The organism is Sphingopyxis lindanitolerans (assembly GCF_002993885.1).
GTDB lineage: Bacteria > Pseudomonadota > Alphaproteobacteria > Sphingomonadales > Sphingomonadaceae > Sphingopyxis > Sphingopyxis lindanitolerans.
Map to the genome: position 1 here is coordinate 13,892 of NZ_CM009578.1, position 26,147 is coordinate 40,038.

The 26,147-nt window shown below is 63.3% G+C and carries 29 protein-coding genes, 1 tRNA gene and 1 pseudogene; 12 read left to right on the top strand and 19 right to left on the bottom strand.

The genetic code is table 11. The features are described 5' to 3' along the window. Nucleotides 1-40 precede the first annotated feature (40 nt). The gene (locus CVO77_RS00070; protein WP_105997331.1) at nucleotides 41-991 is read left to right on the top strand and encodes a hypothetical protein; all 951 of its coding nucleotides are present in this window, start codon (nucleotides 41-43) and stop codon (nucleotides 989-991) included. Between the two features lie 108 nt (nucleotides 992-1,099). Here CVO77_RS00070 and CVO77_RS00075 read toward each other — a convergent pair whose 3' ends face one another. The 4 genes from CVO77_RS00075 to CVO77_RS00090 are packed head-to-tail and all read right to left on the bottom strand — an operon-like array spanning nucleotide 1,100 to nucleotide 2,913. Then, the gene (locus CVO77_RS00075) at nucleotides 1,100-1,594 is read right to left on the bottom strand and encodes a hypothetical protein (RefSeq protein ID WP_105997332.1); all 495 of its coding nucleotides are present in this window, start codon (nucleotides 1,592-1,594) and stop codon (nucleotides 1,100-1,102) included. 19 nt (nucleotides 1,595-1,613) lie between these two features. Then, nucleotides 1,614-1,949: a hypothetical protein gene (locus CVO77_RS00080; protein ID WP_105997333.1), complete on the bottom strand. Its 336-nt coding sequence runs from the start codon at nucleotides 1,947-1,949 to the stop codon at nucleotides 1,614-1,616. 12 nt (nucleotides 1,950-1,961) lie between these two features. After that, complete coding sequence (locus CVO77_RS00085; protein ID WP_105997334.1) at nucleotides 1,962-2,441, bottom strand: hypothetical protein; 480 nt, start codon at nucleotides 2,439-2,441, stop codon at nucleotides 1,962-1,964. Between the two features lie 7 nt (nucleotides 2,442-2,448). Beyond that, a complete protein-coding gene (locus CVO77_RS00090; RefSeq protein WP_158257933.1) occupies nucleotides 2,449-2,913 on the bottom strand; it encodes a hypothetical protein in 465 nt (154 codons plus the stop codon). A 262-nt stretch (nucleotides 2,914-3,175) separates the two neighbouring features. Between CVO77_RS00090 and CVO77_RS00095 the strand changes: the two genes are divergently transcribed. Then, the gene (locus CVO77_RS00095) at nucleotides 3,176-3,592 is read left to right on the top strand and encodes a YqhG/Tai3 family protein (protein WP_158257934.1); all 417 of its coding nucleotides are present in this window, start codon (nucleotides 3,176-3,178) and stop codon (nucleotides 3,590-3,592) included. Nucleotide 3,593: 1 nt separating this feature from the next. Here CVO77_RS00095 and CVO77_RS00100 read toward each other — a convergent pair whose 3' ends face one another. From CVO77_RS00100 to CVO77_RS00110, 3 genes are all read right to left on the bottom strand, one after another. Beyond that, on the bottom strand, nucleotides 3,594-4,559 hold the full coding sequence (locus CVO77_RS00100) for a helix-turn-helix transcriptional regulator (RefSeq protein ID WP_105997337.1): 966 nt from the start codon (nucleotides 4,557-4,559) through the stop codon (nucleotides 3,594-3,596). Nucleotides 4,560-4,750: 191 nt separating this feature from the next. Beyond that, on the bottom strand, nucleotides 4,751-5,143 hold the full coding sequence (locus tag CVO77_RS21520; RefSeq protein WP_242446030.1) for an energy transducer TonB: 393 nt from the start codon (nucleotides 5,141-5,143) through the stop codon (nucleotides 4,751-4,753). 382 nt (nucleotides 5,144-5,525) lie between these two features. Beyond that, the gene (locus tag CVO77_RS00110; protein ID WP_105997338.1) at nucleotides 5,526-6,395 is read right to left on the bottom strand and encodes an alpha/beta fold hydrolase; all 870 of its coding nucleotides are present in this window, start codon (nucleotides 6,393-6,395) and stop codon (nucleotides 5,526-5,528) included. Nucleotides 6,396-6,484: 89 nt separating this feature from the next. On the opposite strand from CVO77_RS00110, the gene CVO77_RS00115 reads away from it, so the two are divergent. Then, complete coding sequence (locus tag CVO77_RS00115; RefSeq protein WP_105997339.1) at nucleotides 6,485-7,276, top strand: SDR family oxidoreductase; 792 nt, start codon at nucleotides 6,485-6,487, stop codon at nucleotides 7,274-7,276. 44 nt (nucleotides 7,277-7,320) lie between these two features. On the opposite strand, the gene CVO77_RS00120 is transcribed toward CVO77_RS00115, so the two are convergent. After that, a tRNA-Val gene (locus tag CVO77_RS00120) sits at nucleotides 7,321-7,395 on the bottom strand. Nucleotides 7,396-7,451: 56 nt separating this feature from the next. After that, nucleotides 7,452-7,829 (bottom strand): cell cycle two-component system response regulator CpdR, encoded by a 378-nt coding sequence (gene cpdR, locus CVO77_RS00125; protein ID WP_105997340.1) that lies wholly within the window; start codon nucleotides 7,827-7,829, stop codon nucleotides 7,452-7,454. Between the two features lie 189 nt (nucleotides 7,830-8,018). Between cpdR and CVO77_RS00130 the strand changes: the two genes are divergently transcribed. The 9 genes and pseudogenes from CVO77_RS00130 (at nucleotide 8,019) to CVO77_RS21145 (ending at nucleotide 13,568) form a co-directional block, all read left to right on the top strand. Next, on the top strand, nucleotides 8,019-8,843 hold the full coding sequence (locus CVO77_RS00130; protein WP_242446031.1) for an N-formylglutamate amidohydrolase: 825 nt from the start codon (nucleotides 8,019-8,021) through the stop codon (nucleotides 8,841-8,843). 439 nt (nucleotides 8,844-9,282) lie between these two features. Further along, on the top strand, nucleotides 9,283-10,062 hold the full coding sequence (locus tag CVO77_RS00135; protein ID WP_105997341.1) for a DNA-methyltransferase: 780 nt from the start codon (nucleotides 9,283-9,285) through the stop codon (nucleotides 10,060-10,062). A 181-nt stretch (nucleotides 10,063-10,243) separates the two neighbouring features. Then, nucleotides 10,244-10,567 carry a hypothetical protein gene (locus tag CVO77_RS20925; protein ID WP_146130779.1) on the top strand — a complete coding sequence of 108 codons (324 nt, stop codon included), beginning with the start codon at nucleotides 10,244-10,246 and terminating at the stop codon, nucleotides 10,565-10,567. After that, complete coding sequence (locus tag CVO77_RS00140) at nucleotides 10,560-10,892, top strand: helix-turn-helix domain-containing protein (protein ID WP_158257935.1); 333 nt, start codon at nucleotides 10,560-10,562, stop codon at nucleotides 10,890-10,892. The genes CVO77_RS20925 and CVO77_RS00140 overlap by 8 nt, the downstream gene beginning before the upstream one ends. A 27-nt stretch (nucleotides 10,893-10,919) precedes the next feature. Then, nucleotides 10,920-11,411 (top strand): annotated as a pseudogene (locus CVO77_RS21875) (DNA cytosine methyltransferase); the annotation flags it as partial. A 208-nt stretch (nucleotides 11,412-11,619) separates the two neighbouring features. After that, on the top strand, nucleotides 11,620-12,192 hold the full coding sequence (locus tag CVO77_RS21530) for a hypothetical protein (protein ID WP_242446033.1): 573 nt from the start codon (nucleotides 11,620-11,622) through the stop codon (nucleotides 12,190-12,192). A gap of 220 nt (nucleotides 12,193-12,412) precedes the next feature. After that, the gene (locus CVO77_RS00150) at nucleotides 12,413-12,610 is read left to right on the top strand and encodes a hypothetical protein (RefSeq protein WP_105997344.1); all 198 of its coding nucleotides are present in this window, start codon (nucleotides 12,413-12,415) and stop codon (nucleotides 12,608-12,610) included. Next, nucleotides 12,607-13,434 carry a hypothetical protein gene (locus CVO77_RS00155; RefSeq protein WP_105997345.1) on the top strand — a complete coding sequence of 276 codons (828 nt, stop codon included), beginning with the start codon at nucleotides 12,607-12,609 and terminating at the stop codon, nucleotides 13,432-13,434. Before CVO77_RS00150 ends, CVO77_RS00155 begins: the two co-directional genes overlap by 4 nt. After that, on the top strand, nucleotides 13,431-13,568 hold the full coding sequence (locus CVO77_RS21145; protein WP_158257936.1) for a hypothetical protein: 138 nt from the start codon (nucleotides 13,431-13,433) through the stop codon (nucleotides 13,566-13,568). The genes CVO77_RS00155 and CVO77_RS21145 overlap by 4 nt, the downstream gene beginning before the upstream one ends. A gap of 373 nt (nucleotides 13,569-13,941) precedes the next feature. Here CVO77_RS21145 and CVO77_RS21770 read toward each other — a convergent pair whose 3' ends face one another. From CVO77_RS21770 to CVO77_RS00210, 10 genes are all read right to left on the bottom strand, one after another. Beyond that, a complete protein-coding gene (locus tag CVO77_RS21770; protein WP_275541959.1) occupies nucleotides 13,942-14,070 on the bottom strand; it encodes a hypothetical protein in 129 nt (42 codons plus the stop codon). 97 nt (nucleotides 14,071-14,167) lie between these two features. Next, on the bottom strand, nucleotides 14,168-14,560 hold the full coding sequence (locus CVO77_RS00170; RefSeq protein ID WP_105997348.1) for a hypothetical protein: 393 nt from the start codon (nucleotides 14,558-14,560) through the stop codon (nucleotides 14,168-14,170). A gap of 90 nt (nucleotides 14,561-14,650) precedes the next feature. Continuing rightward, on the bottom strand, nucleotides 14,651-14,908 hold the full coding sequence (locus CVO77_RS00175; protein WP_105997349.1) for a hypothetical protein: 258 nt from the start codon (nucleotides 14,906-14,908) through the stop codon (nucleotides 14,651-14,653). Next, on the bottom strand, nucleotides 14,905-15,192 hold the full coding sequence (locus CVO77_RS00180; RefSeq protein ID WP_105997350.1) for a hypothetical protein: 288 nt from the start codon (nucleotides 15,190-15,192) through the stop codon (nucleotides 14,905-14,907). Before CVO77_RS00180 ends, CVO77_RS00175 begins: the two co-directional genes overlap by 4 nt. Further along, nucleotides 15,189-15,758: a lysozyme family protein gene (locus CVO77_RS00185; protein ID WP_105997351.1), complete on the bottom strand. Its 570-nt coding sequence runs from the start codon at nucleotides 15,756-15,758 to the stop codon at nucleotides 15,189-15,191. Before CVO77_RS00185 ends, CVO77_RS00180 begins: the two co-directional genes overlap by 4 nt. Then, nucleotides 15,755-16,111: a hypothetical protein gene (locus tag CVO77_RS00190; RefSeq protein WP_158257937.1), complete on the bottom strand. Its 357-nt coding sequence runs from the start codon at nucleotides 16,109-16,111 to the stop codon at nucleotides 15,755-15,757. Before CVO77_RS00190 ends, CVO77_RS00185 begins: the two co-directional genes overlap by 4 nt. After that, nucleotides 16,111-17,430, bottom strand: a complete 1,320-nt coding sequence (locus tag CVO77_RS00195) for an alkaline phosphatase D family protein (protein ID WP_105997353.1) — start codon at nucleotides 17,428-17,430, stop codon at nucleotides 16,111-16,113. Before CVO77_RS00195 ends, CVO77_RS00190 begins: the two co-directional genes overlap by 1 nt. Nucleotides 17,431-17,439: 9 nt before the next feature. Then, entirely contained in the window at nucleotides 17,440-19,638 is a 2,199-nt protein-coding gene (locus tag CVO77_RS00200; RefSeq protein WP_105997354.1) for a LamG-like jellyroll fold domain-containing protein, read from the bottom strand. A 77-nt stretch (nucleotides 19,639-19,715) separates the two neighbouring features. Further along, nucleotides 19,716-19,919: a hypothetical protein gene (locus tag CVO77_RS00205; RefSeq protein ID WP_105997355.1), complete on the bottom strand. Its 204-nt coding sequence runs from the start codon at nucleotides 19,917-19,919 to the stop codon at nucleotides 19,716-19,718. 132 nt (nucleotides 19,920-20,051) lie between these two features. Continuing rightward, complete coding sequence (locus CVO77_RS00210) at nucleotides 20,052-26,147, bottom strand: acetyltransferase (protein ID WP_105997356.1); 6,096 nt, start codon at nucleotides 26,145-26,147, stop codon at nucleotides 20,052-20,054.

A 26,147-nucleotide genomic window follows, 5' to 3' on the forward strand; every position in this document is an offset into this window, starting at 1 on the left:
CGGTGCCTCAAAAGATCGCGTCGATGAAAGGGGCCGTCTGATGTGGAGCATGCGCAGTCCGGTGCGAACGGGGCTGATCTGGGCCAGCGTGCCGCTGATCGGTCTGATGCTTGCGGTGGGGTTGGCCATGCTGGCGGATTGGCTGCTCCGTCCCTCCTATCCCGACACGACCCAATTTTCCTCGACGACCGAGACGCTCATCGCGCTACCCGGAGCGCTGGCGGGCGCGCTGTTTTTCCTCAGCCTGTTCGTGGCGCCTTCCTATCTGGCGAGCGCATGGCACGCATGGCGGCAGATGAAACGCCTCCAGGAACCGGGAGGCGCGAACTGCATCGCCGAATGGACGGTGGATGCGTCCGCCTGGCGGCGGTTCCAGGCCGAGCTTCGCAAAGGGCGCGACAAGGACAGCGACAGCGCCCTTTCAAAGACGGCGCTGTCGCTTTGCGATCTCGCCGCGTCATCAACCGGGATCGATATCCGCGTCGGCCCCGAATCGGTCCTGGTCGGCGAACATTATGTCTCGTTGCGCGGCGGCCTGAGCGAGGTGACGCAAGCCGATTTCGAGTCCATCCCCTCGCTCTCCGGCCCCGATTATCTGGCTTTCCTGTCGGTGATCGAGGGGCATTCGCGTTCGCTCGGCTCCTATGCGATCGAGGAAATCGGGCTGATCGTGCCGGTGCCGCCGACCGCACGCGCCGCGATGCAGCAAGTCGTCGATCATTTCACGCCGGAGGCGATCGCGGCGCTTCATGCTCGCGATCGGCGGCGGGCGCGGGCGGGGTGTCTGCTCAACCTGACGCTGCTGGCCGTCAGCCTTGCCATGATCGCGGCGTCCGCCCTCTTCGATGCCTATCAAATCGGCTGGTACGGATTGATCCTGTTTGCCGTGTGGCTCGCGTGGCTGGCCTATTATCTCGTCCAGGCGCTTATCGCGATGATCGCCGGCTTCGGTCCCATGATCGCGATGCTGCGCCGCGCATCGCGATCATAACGGACGATAGTCCGGCTCCAGCGCGCGACGGGCCGCTGCATCCCCATTCGCATTCCTTATTGCGAGGGAACAGAGGCCAAGGAGGTTAAGCGCCAAGGATGGGCTATGTCACGCGCCGGGACCAGCCGATGCCCCCGCGCGTTCGCGCGCTCGCGTCAGGGCTTGCCCAGCCCCGGTCAGCGAAAAGCGGGCTTCGCCGAATTCGCCCGAATCGAGGGGGAAGGCGATGCCCAGGTCGCCGCCGCCCGCGATGACCTCTGCCAATCCCTCATCGAGGGGGAGGGTGAAGGCGTGATATTCGCCGATTTTCGCACAATGCAGCCGGACGGCGAAGGCGGGGGTTCGCGAACCGATCAGGAGGGCGGGATATTCGCGCCCCTCCTCGCAGAGGATCTTGGGGTTGAAGAAGGCATCGCATGTCGATCGGTCGCACACGACCCCAAACAGCGACCCGGCCGGGGTGGCGGTGCTTGCGGTCACGCCGCCGGGCGCTGCGCCCCGGACCGACCAGTCGCCATAGGTTTCGGCTTGCTGCGCCGCCGCCGGGGCGGACAGGGTCAGCGCCGCCGCTGCGACCGCTGCCTGAAGATAGGGGTTCGCCATGGGCGCCGGTCCCGGCCGATCACCGGGCCTCGATCGCGGCGACGCATTTGTCGATGTTCATCGCGCCATAGTCGAAGACATGCCGGCTGCCGTCGGCGAGCGTCAGGGTGGCGCGCTTGCTGAACAATTTGCGCTGGACCTCGATGGCCTGAATATCGGTCTTTTCGATCGCCAGTTCGCCATCGACGGCATAATTGCCGAGCACGCCGGTCAGGCTGGCGTCGAGCTTTGCATCATAGAGCAGCCGCTGATTGGTGACGGTCAGCTTGCCGTTATATTTGCCGCCGCCGGGCGGGAGGTAAAAGAGCGTCCAGGTGTCGATAATGCCCTCGCCGGGGCGAATGGTCGCAGTCATTCGGAAAACTCCTTATCGTATCGGGTTGCCGGACAGGCGCGCGCTGTCGTCGGGCATCAGCGACCATCGGCCGAGGATCATTCCGATCATCACCGAAACGAAGAAGGTCAGCGAATGGCCGTCGTGGCTGATGAGGTGGAACAGGACGCCGAGCGGGACGATCACGATCATTCCCACTATGGCGACCGTCGTTCCGATCCGCTTGGCGCCGGGCCGGGTAATCCAGTCTCCCTCGCCCTGTGTCTCGGGGATCTTGCCGCGCCACCCCCATGGGCTGGCATGGCCCGATGCCCAGGCCCCGGCGCCACCGAAGCTGAGCAACCCGCAATAGATGCCGATCACCAGCCATAGGGCGTAGGGCAACAGCGCGCTGAAAAAGCGGGGCAGCAGGACCTCGAGAAAGATACTGCCGATGCTGCCGACGATGGCCGCCAGCAAAAGGCTGCACATCAGCACGGCGATCGTCTTCAGCGCCGTCGTCAGCACCGCCATGCCCCGATCAGCTCTTGCCGGTCAGGGCTTCGCGGCACTTGGTGTCGACCTCGTTGGTGACCCAGGTCGCGAAATCCTCGAACGGACGTTTGTTGAACTCGCTTTGCACGGCGGCATCGGCATCGCGGATCGCTTGCGCGGCCTGTTCGGGGGTCTTGCCGATCGTGCCCGCGGCGCTTTCGGCAATTTGCGCGAAGGCGGTTGCGGCGCTGTCGCGCTGCGATGCGCGCTTCGCCAGCTCTTCGGCATCGGCCCCGCTGCTTTGCGCCGCGAGGGTGCTGTAAAGATTGGAAACCGATTTCAGCTTGGCCGAACAATCGGCGGCAAGGGCAAGGCCCTCCTCGCCGGACAGCGCGGCCGGAACGGCTTCGCCGGCGGCGCTCTCCTTTGCGCTGCCCTGATCGGCCTCGCCTTTGGAGGCCGAACAGGCGGTGAGCGTCGCGGCGGCGACCAGCGTGAGTGAAATAGACAATAGTCGCGGCATCGGACGAATTTCCTCCCCTGTTTCCGTCATCTTCTAACGGCAATCGGGGGGCCGTCTTGGGCCACGGCGCAACAGCGATTTGTGCGGAAGCGAAACCTCGCGGCGGCGCGCCGGAGGCTCGAATGGCTTCGTTTGCGGGCAATTCGCGCATTCGCCGCAGCCCAAGACAGATTTCGGCCCGGGCGGCATCGTCTTGCCGTCAGGACAGGAAAGTGACGATATGCGATTCGCTGGACCCTTTTCGCGGCCGGTGGCCGTTTTGCTGGGCGGCCTGCTCGCGGTGGCGGCACTCGCGCAGCCGGCGCCGCGCGGACAGGATCTTGCGGGGGCGCGAGCGCTGATCGATCGGATCTATGCGACCTATGCCCGCGACGCTGTTCCTGATCCCGATGGACTCTATACCGCCGAGTTGCGGCGATCGATCCGTCGGCAGAGCGACGGCGATCTCGGCCTGGGCTATGATCCTTTGTGCGCGTGCCAGGACACAGGCGATTTCACCTATCGCATCGCGTCGCTCGTCGAAAACAGGGGCAGCGCTACGGCGCGGGTCGATTTCGACAATTTCGGCGAGCGCCACGGCGTGACGCTTGTCCTCGTCCTTCGCGGCGGTCGCTGGCTGATCGGCGACGTCATCGACGACGGCGCGAGCCTGTTGAACGGTGGCTGAGCTACCCGATCATGGCGCGATGCCGGACGCCGGAGGGCGTTTCGCCATAGGCCTTGCGGAAACTGTTGGTGAAATAGCTGAGATCGCCGAAGCCACAGCCATAGGCGATTTCGGCAATCGTCCGCTTGGCAAGGTGCGGCATCGACAGACGGCGATAGGCCAGCGCCAGCCTCTCGCGCAGGACAAAGGCGGTGAAGGTCACACCGTCCGCCTCGAACAGCAACTGAACCGACCGCGCACTCAATCCGGCGGCGGCGGCGGCGGCCCCGATGCCCAGCTCGGACGAGACCAGATGCGCGAGCGTCCAGCGCTTGATCGCGTCCAGCCGCGCGGCTCGCAGACCCCGTCCTGACGCGAGTTCCGTCGCATCGCGGTCGGTGCCGACCGCCAGCGCCACCAGGTCGGCGATATGGATAGCAACGCGATGCGCGAGCCGCGCCGCGGGGTCGGCATCGTGAAGCGCGCGATAGCCGCCGAGATAGGATTTCAGCAGCCGCATCGCTTGATTGTCGGGCGGTATGCGCTGCATGAGCGCGGCCTCGGCGTTGGGCAGCAAGGGGCATAGTACCGACCGTTGCAGCTTTACCGACACATGCGGAAAGGCTTCATAGGTTTCGAAATCCATCCGATCCGCACAGGACAGGAGGGCGGCCGATCCATCGGCGGGCAGCTCGTTGCCCAATTGCAGAACCCCGCCCTTGGCAGGCGATGTGCTCCAGAGCAGCGTGAAATCATCGTCGCCGCGCGAGAGATCGTAGCTCGATGCGAGATGCGGGGAAACCCACGCATCGGTGATGGTCACGCCCGGCAAAAAACGGGTTTCGACCTCCATTTGCGGATCGTCGGTCTTGGGAATGAGATCGAGGTTCGCAATCGCGCGTCCGGCAACCTCGCGCACCACTTCCCGGCGTTGGGGCCGCGGTATCGCGGCAAGCGAGAATCGGAACGTGGTCGCATCATTCTCCATACGCGCGCTCCCCGTCGCCGAGCTAAGAGAATAGACCCAGATGTTATGGTTTCACGGAAAGCTATGGCCTGAATCCGGCCGCGTCAATCGCGCGCGGGTAAGCCATGGCAATCCAACGGCATTATCCGTTCATCGCCAGGCGATGCAACGAGATTGCGCCATAACTCCGGTCACATGACGGGACCAAGCAGCTAGCGCGGCTTCTCCAGCCACCAGCTTTGCCGCCAGCCATAGGCGCTGGTGATCGGATCACCCGCGCCGTTGGTCGCGGGCCGGAAGCGGAAGCGATCCTCGATCAGCCGGCAGGTTGTCGCATCGAGCGAAGCATCGCCGCTCGACCGAGCGACGCGGCAGCCGGTGACCCGCCCCGTCGGCTGGATGGTGAAGCGCACTTCGACCTCGCCGCCGATCTTTGCGCGCGCCGCATCCCGTGGATAGTCGCGGTCGTTGATCGTGCCGCTGCGCCACGCGGCCTTCGATCCGCCGCCGGTGCCGGTGCCCGATCCGCCCGCGCCGGTTCCGTTGCCGCCGCCCCCCCGCGCCCAATCCGGGGCCGGGATCGGGCGCCGCGCCCGCCGAAGCATCGCTGCCGATGCCGGGCTGCGGCGCGGCGGGGATCGGTGGCGGCGCGATCGGTGCGACCTTGGGTTTGGGCGCGGCGACGGGAGCCGCCCTGGCGCGCTTGTTCGCGGCCGAGGCCTTGCCGCTCGCCTTGTCGCTCTCCGCGGGTGCGGGCCGTTCCTTTTCTTGTGGAGGCGGCGGGGCGGGGAGGGTGATGGCGGCGATCGTTTCGCTCGCCTTGCGGATGACCGCGAGATCGAGCCCGCTCAAAAGAAGCAGGCCGACCGCGAGCAGCGCGATCAGGGTGCCGCCGCCCGCCGCGACGTGCTGCCGACCAGAAAGCTGCCCCGTATAGACCATGACACATCCCGAGCGCACGACTGCCGCGCGCTTTCGCCGCCGGTTTTAGAGGAAATCGTCTAGCGTGGACATGAACCGGTCGAACTGGTCGTGATGCAGCCAGTGGCCAGCATTTTCGAATTCGATCACCTGCGCGCTATGGAAATGCGCGATGCGGCCATCCTGCGCCGGGTTCGACGCCCAACTGTCGGCGCCATAGAGAAGCAGCGTCGGGCAGGCGATCGCCGACCAGAGCGATTCGATATCGGCCTGCGGCAGGTCGACCACTGGCCAGACGTTCAGATAATTGTCGAACTTCCAGCTCCAAGTGCCGTCCTCGTTGCGGCTGATGCCGTGGATCGTCAGGTGGCGCGCCTGTTCGGGCGACAGATAGGCGTTTTCGGCCATCATCCGCGCGAGCGCGTCGTCGAGCGTCGCATAGCGGCGCGGCGTGCGGCCCGCCGCCTGCCTCTTGTCGTCGATCCATTTGCGGAAACGCTCGGCGAAGGGTGTCGCCGCGCGTTCGGCGAGGATTTTCGGCGACGGGCCGAGCCCTTCGATGGCGACCAGCTTGCGGACATTTTCGGGATAGAGGCCGGTATAGCGCAGCGCGATATTGCCGCCCATCGAATGGGCGACGATCGTCACCGGCGCGAGGTCGAGCTGGTGGACGAGTTGCGCGAGATCATAGACGAAGGCGCCCATCTCGTAATTGCCGTCGGGTGCCCAGGCACTGTCGCCATGGCCGCGCAGGTCGGGCGCGATGACGTGCCAGCGGTCGCGCAGCCTCTCGGCGACCCAGTCCCAGTTGCGGCAATGGTCGCGACCGCCGTGGACGAGAAGCATCGGCGGCGCGTCCTGGTTGCCCCAGTCTGCATAGTGCAGCTTCAATCGCTGCGAGACGAAACTGTTCGAGGTGGGACCGGCACTTGCCATCGGCGCATCCTTATTGTCTGGTCGGGTTTCAAAAGGCGACGGGTCTCGATCCGTCAAGCCCCATCGCCGCAACTGGGAGAAACGGGAGTATGACGACCTTTCGGGATAATCTGCTGGCGGGCAAGACCGCTTTCGTCGCGGGCGGCACCAGCGGGATCAATTTGGGCATCGCAAAGCGCTTTGCCGAATTGGGCGCGAAAGTGGCGGTCGCGGGCCGCGATCCCGACAAGGCGCAGCGCGCCGCCGCCGAGATCGGGCGCGACGCGATCGGCCTGTCGGGCGATGTACGCGATTACGTGGCGATTCGCGGGGTCGTGGAGGAGGTTGCGGACAGGCTCGGCCCGATGGACATCGTCATTTCGGGCGCGGCGGGCAATTTTCTGGCCCCGGTGCTCGGCATGTCGTCGAACGCCTTTCGCACCGTCGTCGATATCGACCTCAACGGCACCTTCAACGTGTTTCGCGGCTGCCACGATCTGCTGAACCGGCCCGGCGCTTCGCTGATCGCGATCACCGCGGGGCAGGCGATCAACGCCTCTGCGTTGCAGGCGCATGCCTGCGCCGCAAAGGCGGGGATCAACCAGTTGATCCGCGTCCTTGCGCTCGAATGGGGGCCGGAGGTGCGCGTCAACGGCATTTCGCCGGGGCCGATCGCCGATACCGAAGGGATGAAGCGGCTCGCCCCCGATGCCGAAACGCGGGCGGCGCATTACGACCGGATCGCGATGAAGCGCTGGGGGAAGGTCGAGGAGGTCGCCGAATCGGCAGTCTTCCTCTGCTCGCCCGCGGCGGGCTACATCACCGGGACAATCCTCGACTGCGACGGTGGCAGTCAGATCGGCGACGCATCGCGCGGCGATCTCGCGAAGGGCATGGCTTGAAGGCAAAAACGCCGCCAACCCGTGGAGGGTGGCGGCGTTTTGAATGGTGGGCGTGGCAAGGATTGAACTTGCGACCCCTGCGATGTCAACACAGTGCTCTACCACTGAGCTACACGCCCATCCCTTGGGGTGACGCGCCCCCTAAAGGCCCCGGCGTCGCTTGGCAAGCCTTTCGTTAGGACTGGCTCGACCGGTCGGCGCGGTCGAAGAGCGTGTCGACCTCGCGTACCAGATCCTTGAGGTGGAAGGGCTTTGACAGCAGCTTCGCCTGCGGCACATTTTCCTCGGCGCGGAGCGATACGGCGGCAAAGCCGGTGATGAACATCACTTGCGTCTGCGGCGCGACCTTGGCGGTGTGCTGCGCAAGCTCGATCCCGTCCATTTCAGGCATGACGATGTCGGACAGCAGCAGGTCGAAGGTTCCCGAATCGATATAGGGGACCGCCGCGGTGCCGCGATCGACGGCAGTGACATGATAGCCGGCGCTGGTCAGCGCGCGCGCCAGATATTCGCGCATCACATCATCATCTTCGGCAAGCAATATGCGAATCATCTGACAATCAATTCCCTGGTCCCGCGGCGCCGGTCTGGTCCGGCACCCTCTGTTTAGCGCGTCATCCTGATAGCGCGAGACCTTTAACAAATTCCGGTCGTACTGGATTCATCTGTCGATTTTTGGCACGCTTTGACGATGTCGTTTCACGTCCCATCGTCCGCAGCCATCGCCATCGACCGCCCAGCCATGCCCGGCCCGGTCGTCGTGTCGGTCTCGCACGCGGGGCGCATCTATCCGCCCGAGATCCTGGCCGCGGCGCGCGTCGATCGATCGACGCTCGAGCGCCTCGAGGATAGCTGGTGCGACCTGATCGCCGCGAAGGCGGTCGAGGCGGGTGCGACGCGGGTGCAGGCGCTGTGGGCGCGTGCGGTCGCCGACTGCAACCGCGGCGAAGGCCAGATGGCGCCGACGGAGGTCGTGCCGTCGCTTCGCCCCCGCTTCTCGGCGCCGGGCCGCAAGGAGCGCGCGGGACTCGGCGTCGTGCCGACGCGCCTTGCCGATTGCGGGTCGCTGTGGAAACGGCCGATCGATGGGCCGCAACTCGACTGGCGGCTCGACACGCTGCACCGGCCGTTTCATCGCGCGCTCGCCGCCGAACTGGCGGTTGCCCAAAGGCTGTTCGGCCGGGCGATCCTGATCGACCTGCACAGTATGCCGCCGATCCCGCGCGGACAGCCGGGGCACGGCGCGGGGATTGTCATCGGCGATCGTTTCGGCGGAACCGCGGATGAGGCGTTGATCAAGTCGATCATCGACGAAGCCGAAGGCCTTGGCGTTCCTGTCTCGCGCAACCAGCCTTATGCTGGCGGACATATCGTGCGGACGCACGGCAAGCCGATGGATGCGATTCAAGCGGTGCAGATCGAGATCGACCGCAGCCTTTATCTCCATCCCGACCGCACTCCAGACCCCGAACGCGTGGCGGCGCTTCGCGACTGGTTTTCCGGGCTCGTCGAAACGGCAGGGCGGATTTGTCCTGCCGGCGATGTCTTGCCACTCGCTGCCGAATAAAAAACCACCTCGTACCGAAGTACGAGGTGGCCAGGGTCCAGGGAGGACGCACCCACGTCTTGCGACAGGGCACTCGCCACGATGGAAAGGGGGAAAACCACGGTGGCGTAACGACAATCTATGCATTGTCGCGCCGAGATACAAGAGCCCGTTGATTACAAAAGAAACCGATCTGGCGGGGCGCCATTTTCGGCGCGCCAATGCGGCCCATTGGGTCGCCGATCCGGTTCAAGAAATATTGGTCGGGGAGAGAGGATTCGAACCTCCGGCCCCTGCCTCCCGAAAACGCTGACCCTGCTCGCATCCGCGCATTTGCGTCGTTCGGCATCGTATGTCGGCCAACCGAATCGTATCTGTTCCCGAAACGTCCCGGAAAAAGGTTCAAGCCGAACCTAGGAGCACTGTCTTTCCTCCCCCTCTCCACACGGGGAGAAGCGCGATGAGCGGGGCTGTCGAGGTCATCGGCAACGCGATCGTGTATCTAGGCGACTGCATGGAGGTGCTGCCAAGGCTGGACGTTGTTGACGCAGTTATAGCGGACCTTCCTTACGGTACGACCCAGAACAAGTGGGACTGCGCGCTGCCGCTGGGTGATTTGTGGCGGCAATATCGTCGATTGGCCCCGCTTGTGGTGCTGACTTCTCAAGGCGGGTTCACCGCCGAATTGATCTGTTCGAACCGCGCTGGTTTCAAATACAAGATGGTCTGGGAAAAGTCGAAGGCGACCAACTTCCTCAACGCCAAGAAGCAGCCACTTCGTAAGCATGAGGACATCTGCGTCTTTGGGCGCGGCGCGTACAATCCGCAGATGCAGCCGGGGAAGCCCTACAACAAGGGTGTCCGCAAAGACCAGCTAACTGGCAGCTATGGTGACTTCGCTCCGGTGAAGGTGGCCAGCATGGGCGAGCGCTATCCGACAGACGTGATCTATTTCCCGACCGCCGAGAGCGAGGGGCCTGTCGTCCATGGAACGCAAAAGCCGCTGGCGCTGATGCGTTACCTCGTCCGCACCTTCACAAACCCCGGCCATACCATTCTCGACAATGCGATGGGTAGCGGGACAACCGGAGTTGCAGCGCTTGCAGAAGGTCGCAAGTTCATCGGCATCGAGCGCGATCCCGTCTTTTTCCACCTTGCCTGTCGGCGGATCGAGGAGGCTCACCGCCAAGGAGAATTGTTCTCCGGCCCCCCCACCCATCCCATGGGAGCATCGCAATGACGGGGCTCCTCTTCAAACTTCGCGTTCTGAGGCTTCTCGTCGGGGGAGCGTTCGAGGAATGGCGGGACAGTGTTTGGCGTCGTGACCTTGACGCCCCTTATTGCTGTGACGGCCGCGAATGCTGCTGCGCCGCGACAACTGTCCGAGAGCTTTGGTCATCACATATCGACGGAGACCCCTCATGACCACCCCATCCCCCCGCCTTGATGGTGGGCACACGGCAGGGCCTGTCGAAATTCTGCTCGACAACCTCAATGATCGGCAGCGGGCGTTCATCCTGAAAATGAAGCCGCACGCTCAATCGCAACGGATGAGCGCGACAGATTGGGAATCCGTCGATGCGTGCATTGATCTAGGCGATGAGTTTTGGCCAAGCACATATTGGTTCGGTGGGATGCTCCTCACTTGGGTGAACGGGCGAGCGAAGCGGACATTCTGCTTCAACGCTGACGGCCTCGATGTCCGCGCCGCCATCGCCCGCGCCCGAGGCGAAGATCATGCTTGAGGGGCTGATAGAACGGGAGCCTTCCGACTTCGACGCGTTGCTGGCAAGCTATGGAGAGCGTGTCCGGGATCGACGCAAGGCCTTGGGGCTAACGCTCGACAAGGTGGCCGCCCATGCCGGGCTGACGAAATCCTACGTGTGGGAAATCGAGAACGGCAAAAGCAAGAACCCGACACTCCGCACGGCGCATGGCCTTTGTCGCGCGCTGGGCTGGACCTTCGCTGACCTTGTCGGGGTTTCGGAGCACGCTGACACACTTGATCCTGTCGCGGTCAACATCGCGATCCAAGTGGATGCGGCCCTCCGCGCAAGGATTTCGTCATGACCACCGCGAGCAGAGAGGGTGGGAGGGATGCGGCATGACCTGGTTATACCTGCCACCCGAAGCCCTGCCATCAACGCTCTCGGCATCTGCGCCGGCGTCGGAGGCCTCGAACTCGGATTGCAACTCGCCCACCATCATCGCGGACAGGCTGTGCGCGGCGTCTGCTACGTGGAGAGGGAAGTTGGAGCCGTCGCCAGCCTGGTTGCGTCGATGGAAGCGGGGTGGCTTCATCCTGCGCCTATCTGGTCTGACGCTCGAACCTTCGACGGCCGACCGTTTCGCGGATGCGTGGATATCGTCACTTCGGGCGATCCGTGCCAAGGAAACAGCGTTGCCGGAAAGCGCCGCGGTGAACTCGATGATCGATGGCTGCTCGATCGCGCCATCGATATCTTCGATCAAAGCGGGGCTCCAACCTTCTTCCGCGAGAACGTCCCGGGGAACGCTGACGGGCAACTCGCCGTCGCAATCCCGGCATTGGAGCGACTGGGCTGCCGCATTGCGGTCGGAATATTCAGCTCGGCCGAAACCGGCAATACGATGCGCCGGGAGCGACTCTTCATCTTGGCCAAGCGCCCGCACGTCGGACACGAACGGAGCGGGGGAACATGGCGACGGGGGCCTGGACCTTCGGACGCTGGCCGCCAACTGGCCCGGTCCGCAGGCGGGAGCGGCGGGGACCGAAAAAAACAATGCGGCGGGAAACTCGGACTTCTCTCGCAAAGCGATGGAGCAGGCCGATGCGCTGATCGAGCGGCTGAACTGGACGGCTCCGACGGTGCACGACATCACTCCCAGGGGTGCGGGAAACCGGAACAATCCGAACGGCGGCGGAGCCTGTCTGGCATGGGACGCAATGAGCTGGTCCGGCCCGAAAGCATCCGATGCGGAGAAGGCGGGACCGAACATGCGGGGCAGCAAGGGCGATGTGCCGCTGCCGGCGCAGGCGATGCAGTGGTTAGCGCCGCTGGTCGCGGACGCGGGCGAGAAGATCACGCTCGCCAGTCACCAAGGGTCCTTGCTGAAGCAGGCCAACGACTTCAACCCGCCGTCATCCCCGGACCATCCGATAATAGCGGGTGGATCGACGTCCTCGACCGCTGGCCCGAACTCCAACCAGCCCTCAGTCAAGAGGAAGCTGAATCCCATCTTCGTCGAGGCATTGATGCGATGGCCAACCGGGTTGAGCGGCTTCGTGCGTGCGGAAATGGGGTCGACCCTGTGGCAGCAGCATATGGGTTCCTACGTCTCGATGCTCTTCTCAACGATCCCGCAGCAGCGGCAACAGGAGATGTTCTGACATGGACAGCATGACCGACACCCCAACCGACCCATGGCGCTGCGATCAATGCGGCAAGTCACCCGTTCGCGACTGCTTGGACGGCGATGCACTGTGCCAGCAATGCTGCGACAAATGGGCCAAGAATGAAAGGACGACCAATGACTGACGCAACACCGGGGCAGATGGCGCTGCTCGACACCATCCGCGCGGGCCAGCACTACGGGAAGGATTAGGGATAATGGCAAGACAATATGTCGTCACCGAGGAAGAGATGCTGTCGCTCGTCGAAAGCATGGAGTTGGAGAAAATGCGGATGAACGGCCACTTCCGACAGATGGATGCGACGTCGCAGGAAATTCAGGACGTGCACCGCGCATTCCATTTCGTCGCCGTTCGCTGGGTGCAGGCGATGGGCTTTCAGGGGTATCGCAAATGACCGACAAGGCAACTGACGTGACCGTGACGCAGGCGGACAAGGCGTTGACGGCAGAAATTCTTGGTTTCCTAGATTGGGAAGATGCAACCGACTATCGCGTATCAGGAGCGGTTGATAGGGATCGCGAACGCATTGTCCGCCTCGTCTCGGCCCACCGCACCGCATCCGAGCAACCCGCCAGTGGCGAGACAATAGACCCGGACGACCTTGGCCGGCTCGACAACGCGATCGACTTTGCAAACGCCATTGCTGGCTTCTCGCTCGCGAGCTTAGCTGACGACCTCTGGAACCTGCGCAATCTGCTCGCGCCGTTCCCCAAGGGGCACCGCCATCACCCCGATGAACTCGACGCGCCGTCGATCGAGGAAGCCGCACAGGCCGTCATCGCCAGCGCCAACGACTATTACACCGCACGCAACGGCAAGCGCATGGGCATCGAGGGCGATGACGGCGAGAAATGCTGGATCGTGCCGTTCGACCAGTTCGAGGATTTGCGCCGCGCCCTCTCCACCACCAGCGAAGCCCCCGAGGCGGGGAGGTTGCGGGAGGCGTTGGAGGCAATGCTCGACCAGTTCGACGCCGACGAGTTTGGTTCGGAAGGGCAGATGCAAGCGTGTTCCAAAGCCCGCGCCGCTCTCACCCCTTCGGCGCTGTCCGGCGAACCTGTGCAGAAAATGCACGAGTTGCCCAGAGACTTAGGCGCGCGAGCAATCGAGCTTCTCCGCGAGTACTACGACGCCGAGGAAATCGATGACGTTGACGCTCGATCATCGGAGCTTGGCGCTTGCCGGTTTAGTGTCCGCGCCTTCCTAAAGGGGGAATGATGAAGCCGTGGCCCGACCCCCGAGACGACAAGCCGGTGGCGCGCTGGCCCATCTGGTTCGTCGGCGCGACGATCGCTGCCATGATGATAGGCAACCTGCTCAACGGGATTAGCGGGCGCGGCTGGAACTGGTGACCGAATCGCTTGCGAACGGATTGAACCCGTCGCATCCGTTGCCGCATGGCCGAACACCCCGTCTCCGATTGGCTCAAGACGTTCCGCACCGTGCGGCTCAAGTGCCGGGGATGCGGGAAAGAGACGGTGCTGGGGCTGGACGACCTGCTCGCCATGTCAAAAAAGCACGATGACATGACATGGTGGAGGCTTCGGTTCAAATGCGGGAAGTGCGGTGCGAAAGACCCGTATTTCTCGTCGGCGGATACCCGCCTGACACGGCCGTCGGAGAGCCCGCATGGATGGAACCCGCTGACACAGACGTGGAATAAGTAAGACGGCGACCCCATTGGTTACGGGTCAACAAGATCGCCGCCGCCCGCTGAGCGGGACCTCAGGGTAGCGCGTCCGCCCAAGCGTTGATACCCCGCACCTTCGACGCGCAATCGCCGCGAGAGGCTCGCAGGTCCAGCACATAGGGCAGCGTCAGCGCATCGCGCGCGCCGGTGACAGCCCTCGCCATATCGACGGCGGCGGCTATCGTGGGGGCCTGTGCGATCTTGTCCCACCCATAGGGAGGCAGCGCGGGCGCCACCGGCTCCCCGGCGCACGTCAGAAGCTCAACGGGGGGCTTTGTCGCCTTGATCGCGACCTTCGGTCCGCAGGCTATCAAGGCCTGACTTGAGAGGATCGTCAGACCCAGCAGCCGCAGCGCGCGCGCGTTCGTTCCCAGCATCGATCGTTCCTTTCGTCTGTGCCGCCGTGTCCAGCCCGACCCGGTCGGCAACCTTGTCCGCTTCGGCCAGCGCCTTTGCGGCGGCCTCGTAACCCTGAGCCTTGTCGCGCCAGTCGTCGCGTGAGCCATCAACCGCGTGCAGACGGAGCGTCAGGAAGGCGCACAGGGCGATCAGGAGCGCGAAGGCCATCCGGTGCCAGTCGGCGGCGAGATAGCGCCAGAGGGACGCGACAGGGGCGAATGCGGCCCTGCCGATGGTGAGCAGCCAGATAGGCATCACTCAGCCTTACGAATGCCGTAGGCAATCGTGAGCCCGGCAATCGCGGCGATCAGGACCGTCGCAGAGGGCCAGCCCATGTGGAGGAGTTCATGCATCGATCCGATCCCCCTCGATCGTCGGGCGCTCGTTGCTGGTTTTCGTCCAAGCGACAAGTTGGATTTCCGGGCCAGCTTCGTCGGCGAGCCGCTTCAAGCTGACGTGTGCAGCCCACTGGTTCGGGTCTGCGTCCAGCCGAACCACGGCTTCTGACATGCGCGTAACCGCGTCGGTGTAGTGGAAGGCATTAAAGCGAAGCGTCGTCGTTGCCTCGCCATTCGCGCCATAGGTCAATTCGTAATATGTCATTGCCCGCTTCCTTTCTCGATCAAAACCGTATCGCCATCGGTCACCGAAACCCCGTCGCGTGTGACGCTGATCGTCCGCTTCACGAACATGGCGATAAGTCCGGTGATGCAGGTGAAGATGATAGCCATCGCGGCCATGCCCATCCAGAAAGCGAGCCCCTTGCTGTCGCGGACGATGTAGAGGACGACCCACGCGAAGATGGTCATCATCATGGAGCCGCCGAGGATCGAGGCGAAGGCCCACGCACGGCGGCCGTCGGGATTGAGGATCGAGGGGATTTTCATGCCGCACCCCCGGCGCGAAGCCCGCGCTCGAATATCTGCGCATAATCCTCGATCAGGTCCGCACGATCGCGCCCGTTGATGATCGTCCGCGCGTCCATATACTGCTTGCGCGTCGCCACGCCTTCGCTCGGCAGGACGCTGGACAGTTTTACGCCGGTGAACCAGCCGCCCTCCATGCCCTGACGCATGATGAATGCCGAAATAGCGGGCTCCATCACCTTGTCAGGGTTGGCGAGGATTTCGCCGGGCTTGCATAGTCCAACCTTGGCGCAGGCTTCGTCGGCGCGGCGATAGTTGCCCTGCCAAGTAAGTTGGACGTCGCCACGGCCATACCAAGGCCAATAGCGCAAATGCTGCTTCCGCCATGCCTCGGACAGCCAGTAGGCTTCGCGCACCGGCTCCATCGTCTTGTTCGTCTCATGCCATGCGGTGGCGAGCATATAGGCTTGCCAAGACAGCGGCGCACCGGCGGCGGCATCGAGGATGCGCTCGATCCCCGCCACCCGGCTTTGTGAGAACGGCCCGATGCGCGGTCGGACGGACGCGAAGAAATCTGCGCGGTTCATTTTATCACCCCTCCTTTGATGGCCGCGACCAAGCCGACGATGACGCCGCCGATGACGTGCAGCACAGGCGATTTCAGGACCGCAGCCAGAAAGCCCCGCTCCCCGCGCTGCTCGCTCCGCCATGCTTCCAGCACACCAACCCGATCCTCGACCTTCGACAGCCGCGCCTCGTTCTTTTCGCGGCGCTCGACCGTGTGCAGGTTCTCCGCCTCCATGCGCGCGAGCTGCTGTTGCATCTGGCTCATCGTGGAGTTGAAGCGATCGACGCTGTCCGACAGGCGCCGCACCTGCTCGATGAGCATCTGCATCGCCGCGTCCGAGGATTGCATCGGCATCATGATTTCCCCGGCCATCACGCCGTCACCGCCGGCAGGAACCCAAGCGGCGCGCCATAGGCCATCTTTTTCCACGTCGTGTCCCAGATGCGCCCTTCCATCGTGGTCAGGGAGCCACCGGGATAATAGCTTTTGTCGAGCCGCATGTAGCGCGCTGCGCCTGTCGAATAGCCACCCGAAAACGGCCCGCCGCGCACGTTCGGCGGGGAGTCGATCGCACCGCAGGCGTATACCGGAAAGCCACCCCAGCTATTATTCGAGCCGTCGTCATAGGCCAGCGCGTGAATGTCGCCGTGGACCATCGCAAAGGCTTTGCCGGACTGCATCTTGAACGCCTCGATCATCGCGGCGAGGCGGTCGCGCTGATAGCTGAACAAGGCCCAATGATCGAAAAGCGACGCGGTCGTCTGTCCGTTGACGCCCACCGCACCGAGCCACGGCGAGGACGAGTACCAGATGACATCGCCAACCAGCGGGTCGGTGGACGCGGCGATCAACAGATCCTCGAACCACGCCTCCTGCTCGGCCGACATCATCCGCTTGCCCACTCCGTCAGCGTCGGTGTTGGGATCGCGATCGGTGCGAAGATCAGTCGCGATGTGCAGCACGTCGCCGATCATGAACGAATGCCAGATGCCGAAGCCAGTGCTGCTCGGCAGCAGATAATGCGGCATCGTCTCGCGATAGACCTGGTTCTTGAACGCGCGCGAAGGCGTAGTCTTGTCGCCATCATCGACGCCCCAGTCATGGTCGTCCCAAAACCAATTCATCGGACGCCGCAGGAACAGCGCCTGTTGGCGCGGTCGCAGGAGGTTTTCGGCGATGAACGCGCGGCTGTTTGCTACGCTGTCGGAAATGCCGTTGTTGGTCAGATAATAGTCATTGTAGCCCCAATCGCCGATGATGTTGGTGAGCAGCGCATCCTCGCGCGCTATGATGTCGAGCACGGGCGAATTGCTCGTGTAATTGGTCATCCAACGTGGATCGAGCCAGTCGCCGCCGAGGCAGTTGCCGACGATGATGCGATGATTCCGCTTCGATCCTTCTTCGGGGAAGGTCTGGAAGGTGCCGACCTTGGTCAGGTCGAGATCGCCATCACATTCGACCGCGTAATAATATCGCTGCATATTCGGAGCGAGGCCGGTGATCGTGAAGTCGAACACGCCCTCGGCGGTCGGGGCCTGCGCGGGCAGATAGGTCGCCCACATCATGCCAGGGTCGCGCGCGACGGCAAGGCGGACGCTCGCCGCATCGGTGCGACCACGAACGCGCGCGGTGGCGGACTGGCCGAACGGGGAGGTCAGGCCGCCGCAAAGGATGCTGATAACAGAGGTCATGTGCGACTCCTATGCGATGGTGACGCCGTAACGATCGGCGGCGTAGGCCTCGATCGCGGCGATTTGAGCGGCGGACAGTGTGCCCTTGACGATCCCCGCCATCCCGACGCCGCCATTAAAGCGCGCTCCGGCACCGCGTTCCTCACCCAGGTTCAGCCCGTCGAGCGCGCCATAGACAGCCCCCGTCGCCTTGACCGTGCCGTCGACCGAAATAGACGAGTTCGCGCCGTCGAAAGTGCCGATCAGCAGATGCGGCTCATTGATGCTGATCGCCGTGGGTGAGGCAACCGTCGTCGCGGGGGCTATTCCGACGTAAGGCTTGCCCCCGGTCGCCAGCCCCATGGCGCAGCGGTCGGAGAGTGCGGCGTCCGTAAAGCCTTCCGCGATCGACTGGCGCGCCGTATTGAGCGCCGGTATCTGGACGATCGCGACATAGGTGAATGGCTGCTCCAGCCGCATCGTCTGCATCAACTGCATGACGCGCGGCTCGCCGCTGAAAGCGTTGACGCCGCCATTGAACAGCACGCCGGGAATCCCCGTGCCGAAGGCGTCAGGATCGTAGATCGGCCGATTACTCGCCGACGCGATGGTCGCGGGCGTGTTGCCGTTGCCGCTAAGGTCCAGCCATTCTTGCAGCCGGTCGCCGGTCCCGACCTCCTGTCCCGGCGTGATCCTGTCGGCCGACAGGCACATCGCCCAATCCATGTCCGCGGCAATCGCCGGGATCGGGCGCGGCTGCCGCCCGACATGGACCGTCGCCACCTCATAGGCGAAATCGGCCTTGCGATCGGTGTCTTTGGTGACGACCTGGACGTCCTGCTTGAACCCGATTTGCCACTGAAAGCCGAGGGTCCGCAAGTTCAGCGTCATCGTCGTATTGTCGCCGATCAGGCCGGTATCATACCAGAAGCCGCCGCTGTCGCTGGGAGCGGCGACATAATCGACCGCACCCGCCACCGAGAACCACCAGCCGACGATCTGCCCCGCATCGCCCATCAAGTTGAGGTCGATTTCGTGAAGGCCGGGGCCAGTCACCGTCACCGATTGCTGGCGCGCCATCGTGATGACATCGTCGTTGACCGGCTGCGTATGGCCGTTCGGAAGGTCGGCAACCTTGACCTTGAGCGTGGCGCTGACCCCAACACCGAGGCTGCTCCACAGCCACACCTTCTTGATAGGCCCCGATCGTTGAAGGGGAACATGAAAATAGCGCGTGTTGGGAGTGCCCGAGATGCCGTCAACCGGCGGCGCCGGGCGGCCGATGAAGTCGGTTTCGACAAGGTTGGTAAGGGCGGTGGCTACCCCTGCGGCAGCGGCTTCAGCGTCAGCAGCCCATGATTGCGCCACAGCACCCGACGCCGCGAATATCCCAAGCGGCCCGTCCCACGATCCCGCCGTCGTCGCGCCATTCTTTTGATACAGGTCGTTGTTCGCCGGGGTCGCATCGCCGACGACAAGGGCGTATTCATTATCGGCAGGCACCAGGTCGGCGTCGAGCAGCGTCTTGGACGAATAGATGCGCGTTCCGACAAGGTCGCTGACCGTGCCGACCGCGAGCGCATCGGATACCTGCTGAACAACGTTGGTTGCGGCGGTGGCCGATTGCTGCGCCGAAGCCTTGGCTGCGATCGCCGCATCGCGCGCGGCGGCGGTCGCATCGCGCGCGGTAATGGCTCCGATCCGCGAAACTTCCGCTTGCAATCGCGAGTATTCGGCATCCGCCGCCGCGCCCGACGCATAGGCGATCGGCTGAATCATGCCGCCCACAACCCCAAGCGCCTTGCCGCTCGCTCCGGCAAGAGAACCAACATTAAGCCCCGCTTCGCCGAATGGAACTTTAAGCGAGCGATCCAAGTCACGCTGCTGTTTCTGGTCACGAATGGCCGCACGGTCCAAGGCGCGCGTCAGTGCTGCCGGGTTGAAGGACGGTCCAGTATTGTCGAAGTCGGAAGGCTGTGTCAGTTCGGGATTGCTGACGACATAGATTGCCGAATAATCCGAAATCTGGGGTGCCGTTCCGAAGGACAGCACGCCGCCCTCATCATCGTCGAGCGTGACGCTGTAAAGCGCCGTCGAAATAAGCGCCCCGGCCTGGTCGAGCGCGACGACCTCATTTCCCACCGTCGCCTTGAAATCGAACGCGAAATCTGTCGTCGCTCCGTTCGGCGTGTAGGGGCCAGCGATAGAGCTTTCATTGGATACGGGCATCGTCGGTTCACCTCGCTAAACGAGGTAAGCCGTGGGGTATCGGCGCTCAAAAAGTTGGGGGCTTGCGGCTCCCGATCTTAGGAGTCAGGCTTCACGCATTCGAACGAGAAGGCGTATTCACCATCGCTATTCGTCGGCTTGGCTACCTTGCCGAATTTCCTGCAATGCTCATCGGCTTTGGGAAAGGCTATGTTGCGATTCCAGACGTTGTTGACCGTGACGCCAACTTCATTGCCTGTGACGTTCGCGCCCGTCGATACGCAGCCGGAAAGGCCGATCATTAGGATTGCGCCCGAAAGAATGTGCCGCATAAAATCCCCCATGTTGCTGAGGCAATTTAACCGGCGCCCGGTCCCTTTTCAATCACAAGTCATAATTGGGCCTGGCGGGGGCCGGGAAAAAGGCTCCATTCATCACTCGACCTTGCCCTTGGTCAGGCCCTCGAACCAATCCCCGAACGTCTGCGGATCCTGCTCGCCATAGCCAACATCAACGAGAAACTGCACCGACTGAGCGAACTGCCCCGGCACCATGCCGGTAAGGTAGCCGGTCGCTTCCAGCATCGTGCGCGTGGCGTTGGTCGTGTCCTCGCCCGTCACGATGTCAGGCACCATCCCGGCAGCGTTGATGACAGTCTGCACAGAGCGCTGAATCGGAGAGAGCTGGTAGTCGAAGCTGCGATTGCCTGCGATCTTGTCGTAGAGCGGATGCGCGGCATCGCGGACGACGGGAATCGCACCGACAAGCTGGAAAAGCATGTTTGAAAATGCCCACGACCCCCAGTCCTCGTCATCGTCGGGACCACGGCCGGCGAGCAATTCGGAGAGCAGGGGCGGAACAACCATCAGCCACCATGCCCGCGCCATAAGTTGCGGAATATCTTTCACACCCGCGCCGCGGGCGTCGCGCGCCAAGGTGCGTTGGCGCTGATACACCGTCGAGACGTAGGAATAGAACATGGTGGAAAGCTTGAAAAATCCGCCCCATTGACCTTGCCCGGTCGCCACCGCTGCAAGGTCTTTGGCCGAAGCTGAACCCTGCGTCGATCGAATGGCCTTATCGGCATAATAGACTGCCTGCTCGTCGGTCTTCCCTTCGTGTAGAGCGCGGTTATAGGCGCCGATCCATGTCGGGACCGTGACGACGCGGTCCATGTAGCCGATGCCGTGGAAGGCGAAGCGCTTGGCCGCCGTCAGCGGGTTGTTCCGCCCAGCCATCTTGGCGATCGTCGAACGAATGTCGCGATCGAGCGTGTCCATGCGATGCCGCATCTCGCCCGACTTCGCCATGACGGTATCGAAGGTTTCGATCGGGCTGGATGCGAAAAGCGCGGCGCCTTTTGCTCCCCACTCGGCGCCGATAAATTCGAGGCTGTTGGAGTAACCGGCCGCCTGCATAATGACGGTGCTGAAGCGCCAGCCCATGCCAACGACCGTCGTGTTCGACCGCAACCCCGACATAAACTTGCCGATGCCCTCATTTCCGGCGCGCTCGCTCGCCCATTGGTTCGCGACATGCTTCAGCCACGGGGTAAAGGCTTGGCGATATTCGCGGCCGAGTGTCTGGTCGATACCGCGCTTGATGCGCGGATCGCTCAGGAACTTGTGCGCCTGCATCACAGCTTCGCGGTGCGTGATGTCGTGGATGACCTCGCCGATGTGGCGATTGATGACGCCGAGGCTCAACAGGATCGGACGCTCGACGCGCTCGACGCGATCCTTCGTCGATGAGGCAGCGGTATTGGCGCGCGTGTATTTCGCCGTGAACAAATCTTCGGCCCGCTGCTCATTTCGTTCGGCGTTATAGTCCTTCGCTGAATCGTAGATCGCCGGATAATAGCCGCCGCGCAGGATGCCATAGGGCGTCTCAACCGGGATAGCCTCGACCTTGTCGGGGGCGACGCCGTTGACGCGGCGCTCCATGGCAGCGGTTTCCGGCCAGAGCGTGTCGACCATATCCCAGACATCTTGAACGAACTTCCAGTCGGCCTCGGTTAGCTCACGCGTGAGCACATCCATGACACCGGCTTCCGACCAGCCATATCCATCGACAAGCCGTTGACGGTTACCCTCATTGCCGACGTTCAGAGCCATCGCGACCAGGTGCGACCGGTCGCCCTTCCACGCATTGCCCGTTTCACGATTGCGCAACTGCGGCGTCGAGATGGGCTCAGACCATCGGCGCAAATCCTCTTTCGAGAGCCTGCCAAGGATTTCGCCGAGGCGCGCATGATAATCGGCGCGCATGTCGTTTTCGCGGTCCTGCGCATCCGCGATCGGCTTGAAAACAATGCGGTTAAACGTGCCATTCGAGTTGCCTTGGTCGAGCCAGTCGACCAGCGTCTCGATCTTCAACAAGGCGACGTCGGCGGAAGCGATGCCCGATTTGACATTGTCCCACCACGACGGCTCGAAAAGGTCGCTCGGCGGTTTCTGGGGCATCCCGCCCATGGCGTCCTGCGCTTCACCGACCAATTCATCGAACGCGCGCTGCTCCTGCCCGTCGAGCAGCGTTTGCTTCAGTCGACCAAGATGGATGATTTGCTTCACCGCCGCGTCGAGCCCGAGGAACTCATCGACCGACAGGTTTGACCAATGCGTTGTGCCGATCGAAGCGGCGAATGACGGCGGCACCGCGACATCGACGCCCTCGGATTCCTGCGCGCGCGCCCATTCCTCGAATTGCGCCTGGCGCTGGATATTGACCTGAGAGCGCGGACGGAGGTCCACCTGTTCAAGCAATCCCTGCGCACGCTCAAGATAGTCCTGATCGATTGACGGGGACGAGCGCCGTTTCGCCACCTTTCCAAGCCGGTTCAGCGCCGTTTCGATGTCATCCTGCGCAGCCTTGGCCTCGGACACGAGCGCATTGTTGATCATCTGTTGCTGCTTGGCGCGGAACGCCGCATCGCGGTCGCCAGCGATGGCAGCGTCCATGGCGGCCTTGCCTGCCTTTGCCGCGGCACGCTGATAGCGCTGGATCGCCGACAGGCTGGCAACATCGTTGACGATCCCCGAGCGGACGCGATTGCGCGCCCATTCGCGGGCCACGCGATAGGGGGTGGCCGTCCGGCCGGTCGAGCGTCCGAGAACCCGAAGCTCCGCAGCCATCACTTCACCAGCGACGTCATTATGCACAGCCGCCAGCGCCTCGTCCTCGATCGACCCATCGGTGAACGGATCGCCGTAGCGCTCATTCATGATGCGCTCGACCTCCTGCTGGATAAGGGCAGCGCGCACGGATCGGCTATCGCCTTTCTCGCGCATCTCCTTTCGGCTCACCTCTACGCCGAGCAGCGCGTCGATCATGTCCTGAGGCGTGCCGAAGCCCGCCATCTCGGCAAGATCGGACGGGTCGGCGCCGCCGACTTTGACCAGCGGCGGCACATTCGGCGGCAGGCGGGATATGACGTCATCCCCCATTCGCTCACGAACCCAGTCCGAATCCATCGGCGTTTCGCGCAAGGCCTTGATCGCCCGGAACACGGCCCGACTGTCGATGTCGGCCGCCACTTCCTCGCGGACGACGGCGGCGCGAGCCTTGTGCTCTTTCGTGACGCGCGCCCGGATCGGAGCCATGACCTTCGCGAGCAGCGCATCATTCGCGTGCCGCCGCGCTGCACCGGCAAGATCCTGAAGAGCGGAAAACTCTTCCTTTGTCATCCCCGCCGCGTCGGCATCATCGAACATCATGTCGATCGACTGATGCTGACCGGCCGCCTGCAATTCGTCGTCGGTCGCAAGAAGGCGATCCATGACGCCGCGAATCTCGTCGGTTACCGGGGTGTTGAGGCGCTGGGCCGAACGATAGATATTCGTCAGCCAGGTTTTGAAAGTCTCAAATATGCGAGCGAGGCCCGCGACCGGAGATTTGCCTTCCATCAGGTAACGCTCGACGCCGCGCGCCCACATCTCGTGCGCCTCAACCGGGATCACGCCATCGACGATAGGCTGGCCGTTCTGAGCAAACCAGCGCTGCACAGCGTCCCAGTCCTCGCGCACCGAGTCTACGGCGTCGGGGTCGGCGGCGTCGTGGCGCAATTCTTCGACCCAAAGATGGCCGGTCTCATGCAGGAAGGTGGAGAGGTCGCGTGACTGGAAAAGCTCTATCGCCGCGCTGAAACCGTCGAAGCCCGATTCGGGGAAGATGATCCGACCTCGCGGCTCCGCTTTACCTTTGCTGTCCTTCTCGTCCTGCCCGTAAGCGCGACCACCCCCCTGCTCAGCGACATAGGCGTCAACCGCCGCGCCGATTTCCTTGCGCGTGGCCTTCGACGGATCGACGCCACGGTCCCGCAGCAGGCGCTCAAGTTCGGCGGCACCATCGACAAGCGTGGTGTCCGGCGATTTCGCAAAACGCTTCTTACCGCTCAATTCCTCCCCGATCGCATCAAGGAGAACACGATTGTCGATTTTGTCCTGCGTGGAAACGAGGTCGGGGAAATATCCAGCGTCAATCGCGGCCCGCAGCACCAGCTCGTGCGACGTGTCGCGCGGGGCGCCGGGTGCGAGCATATTATTCTGCCGCTTGTCGACTGACTGGAGCAGTTTGCGCGTGCCAGGCTTCCCGCGATGCCAACTATCCGCCCCCATCGAGGTTAGATCGCCGCCAGGATCATCCACCCCGCCGCGCTTGGCGATGAACTCAAGCAACGACGGGCCGGAACCTTCGCCTTTGATGCCGCGCTTCATGGCGTCGATTACGCGATCGAGCCCCGTCGCCTTTTGGGCGAGGGCAACTTTCTCGGGCAATATCTGCGAAACGGTGACGCCCGCAAATTCGTCCCCGGCGACATGGCGGCCGCGCCGCTCTTGTCGCGTCGCATAGCGCTGCGTCAGCAACTCGGCTTGGGTGCGTGCGATAGACGGCGTGTAACCGGCGTCCATCAACTTGTCGGTGATCGATTGAAACAGCGCGTCGCGCCCTGTCGGCGGCGCGACGGCATCTTCCGAATATTCCGCGACCAAATCGGCTAGCGCCTCATCGAACGATTGGGCCTCATTCTGCGATTCCCCGCCCGGTGAAAGGCGCATGGATGGGCGGGTGACCTTCCATCCCTCGGTGCCCGCCAGCGTAGCCAGCGCCTCTGGTATCGGAATGACGACGTCGCCGCCGATCGCCGCAGCCTCGACCGCCTGCTCGGACCATTGATCGAACGACCCGTCATAGCCATCGGATTGCATGTAAGCGACGACATCGGAGCCGGGGATGAAGATGCGATCGTTCGGGCTGTCCTCTGCCATGGCGTCGAGCATGGACTTGAACGCCGCTGGATCGCGCTCCCTGATCTTGGATGTCGTGGCAGCGTCCGCCGCCGCGTCGAGCAACTCTCCCTCTTCCTGCGCCTGCTCACCCCGGCGGACCTTGGCGGCCAACTTCTTCCCGGCGCCGGCGGATCGCTCGACGGTGGAAACGGCGCCGACGGTGCCAGCCACCCCGGCCACCGTAGCGACAAGGGTTTCCGCTGCCCGTTCGGGGCGCTCGCGCATGAAGTCGCCGAGCGTCTTTTCTGGATGGAGCGTCGTCCATTCGGACAAGTCCTGAAGAAAGGTCGCCGCCTGCTCGCCGGGTATCTCTTCGATCAACTGGCCGATGAGCTTTTTGCCCAAGGGCGACTTGGCCGCGATATCGCCAAGGAGACGTGATGCCGGGAGCTTTTCCGTCAGATATTCGATGCCGCCCTGCGTGATGGCGTAATCCATCGCGCGGTCAGGATTGAGGCCTTTATCGCGGGCATCCCGATAGGCATTGCCTGCAACGGGAAGCGCCATGAGCGACGTAGCCGCTGCCGGGCTGCGGGTTCCAACACCTACGGCAATGCTCGCTGCCGTGCCGGGTATCGACTCGACACCAGCAAGAAGATTGCGTGCGAACCAGTTCGACACCTGGGGTCGGGCAGCGTCGGCACTCACCGAGTAAGCGCCCGCTTCTCGCCTATGCCATTTGGCAATATCGTCGAGCATGTCCACGACTGGGCCTGATATGGCGCGATCCGCCCCGGCAAGTCCGAGCTGATTAATGGCGCTGTTGGGATTCGCCCAGTTCGCGCGGGTCTGCGCAACCTGATCTTCGAGCGCCCCGGCCGTCAGATTGCCGAGCCCGGCAATCGTGTTCAGCGTGCCCGCCTTGGCCGACGATCCGACATTCTTGATGCCCTGCCAGATACTGCCGAGAACGCCGACATTTTCGGTATCATCCGCAGCGATGGCTGCATTTTGGGGATTCTGCGCCCACGATCCGAAACCCGAAATACTGAGCGCCGTCGATGTCAAATCCTCGATACGCTGGCGGCGCTTGAACTCTTCGAGGTTGCCCGCAACCTGCATGGCGTTGATGCCGAAGCGCTGCGCGAGCCTTGCCGCATCCGCCACGGTGTCGGGCGGGGGAGCGTTGAGTAGCGAGATGGCCGTCGATTCGACCGCGTCCTTCCGAATATCGAGACGCACCCGATCGACAAGCGTCTGGTCCTTCTTGCGCGGACGCGGCGCGAGATAGTCTTCCGGGTCCAT

Excerpts from the sequence above, each read along its gene's own strand:
- CVO77_RS00150 (WP_105997344.1), top strand. The coding sequence starts at position 12,413 with ATGGCAAGACAATATGTCGTCACCGAGGAAGAGATGCTGTCGCTCGTC.
- CVO77_RS00210 (WP_105997356.1), bottom strand. The coding sequence starts at position 26,147 with ATGGACCCGGAAGACTATCTCGCGCCGCGTCCGCGCAAGAAGGACCAG.
- CVO77_RS00170 (WP_105997348.1), bottom strand. The coding sequence starts at position 14,560 with ATGCCTATCTGGCTGCTCACCATCGGCAGGGCCGCATTCGCCCCTGTC.
- CVO77_RS20925 (WP_146130779.1), top strand. The coding sequence starts at position 10,244 with ATGACCACCCCATCCCCCCGCCTTGATGGTGGGCACACGGCAGGGCCT.
- CVO77_RS00070 (WP_105997331.1), top strand. The coding sequence starts at position 41 with ATGTGGAGCATGCGCAGTCCGGTGCGAACGGGGCTGATCTGGGCCAGC.
- CVO77_RS00190 (WP_158257937.1), bottom strand. The coding sequence starts at position 16,111 with ATGGCCGGGGAAATCATGATGCCGATGCAATCCTCGGACGCGGCGATG.
- CVO77_RS00100 (WP_105997337.1), bottom strand. The coding sequence starts at position 4,559 with ATGGAGAATGATGCGACCACGTTCCGATTCTCGCTTGCCGCGATACCG.
- CVO77_RS00135 (WP_105997341.1), top strand. The coding sequence starts at position 9,283 with ATGAGCGGGGCTGTCGAGGTCATCGGCAACGCGATCGTGTATCTAGGC.
- CVO77_RS00195 (WP_105997353.1), bottom strand. The coding sequence starts at position 17,430 with ATGACCTCTGTTATCAGCATCCTTTGCGGCGGCCTGACCTCCCCGTTC.
- CVO77_RS00080 (WP_105997333.1), bottom strand. The coding sequence starts at position 1,949 with ATGACTGCGACCATTCGCCCCGGCGAGGGCATTATCGACACCTGGACG.
- CVO77_RS21770 (WP_275541959.1), bottom strand. The coding sequence starts at position 14,070 with ATGGCGAGGGCTGTCACCGGCGCGCGCGATGCGCTGACGCTGCCCTAT.
- CVO77_RS00085 (WP_105997334.1), bottom strand. The coding sequence starts at position 2,441 with ATGGCGGTGCTGACGACGGCGCTGAAGACGATCGCCGTGCTGATGTGC.
- CVO77_RS21145 (WP_158257936.1), top strand. The coding sequence starts at position 13,431 with ATGATGAAGCCGTGGCCCGACCCCCGAGACGACAAGCCGGTGGCGCGC.
- cpdR (WP_105997340.1), bottom strand. The coding sequence starts at position 7,829 with ATGATTCGCATATTGCTTGCCGAAGATGATGATGTGATGCGCGAATAT.
- CVO77_RS00205 (WP_105997355.1), bottom strand. The coding sequence starts at position 19,919 with ATGATCGGCCTTTCCGGCTGCGTATCGACGGGCGCGAACGTCACAGGC.
- CVO77_RS00180 (WP_105997350.1), bottom strand. The coding sequence starts at position 15,192 with ATGAAAATCCCCTCGATCCTCAATCCCGACGGCCGCCGTGCGTGGGCC.
- CVO77_RS00110 (WP_105997338.1), bottom strand. The coding sequence starts at position 6,395 with ATGGCAAGTGCCGGTCCCACCTCGAACAGTTTCGTCTCGCAGCGATTG.
- CVO77_RS21530 (WP_242446033.1), top strand. The coding sequence starts at position 11,620 with ATGGAGCAGGCCGATGCGCTGATCGAGCGGCTGAACTGGACGGCTCCG.
- CVO77_RS00140 (WP_158257935.1), top strand. The coding sequence starts at position 10,560 with ATGCTTGAGGGGCTGATAGAACGGGAGCCTTCCGACTTCGACGCGTTG.
- CVO77_RS00200 (WP_105997354.1), bottom strand. The coding sequence starts at position 19,638 with ATGCCCGTATCCAATGAAAGCTCTATCGCTGGCCCCTACACGCCGAAC.
- CVO77_RS00115 (WP_105997339.1), top strand. The coding sequence starts at position 6,485 with ATGACGACCTTTCGGGATAATCTGCTGGCGGGCAAGACCGCTTTCGTC.
- CVO77_RS00155 (WP_105997345.1), top strand. The coding sequence starts at position 12,607 with ATGACCGACAAGGCAACTGACGTGACCGTGACGCAGGCGGACAAGGCG.
- CVO77_RS21520 (WP_242446030.1), bottom strand. The coding sequence starts at position 5,143 with ATGCTTCGGCGGGCGCGGCGCCCGATCCCGGCCCCGGATTGGGCGCGG.
- CVO77_RS00130 (WP_242446031.1), top strand. The coding sequence starts at position 8,019 with ATGCCCGGCCCGGTCGTCGTGTCGGTCTCGCACGCGGGGCGCATCTAT.
- CVO77_RS00185 (WP_105997351.1), bottom strand. The coding sequence starts at position 15,758 with ATGAACCGCGCAGATTTCTTCGCGTCCGTCCGACCGCGCATCGGGCCG.
- CVO77_RS00175 (WP_105997349.1), bottom strand. The coding sequence starts at position 14,908 with ATGACATATTACGAATTGACCTATGGCGCGAATGGCGAGGCAACGACG.
- CVO77_RS00075 (WP_105997332.1), bottom strand. The coding sequence starts at position 1,594 with ATGGCGAACCCCTATCTTCAGGCAGCGGTCGCAGCGGCGGCGCTGACC.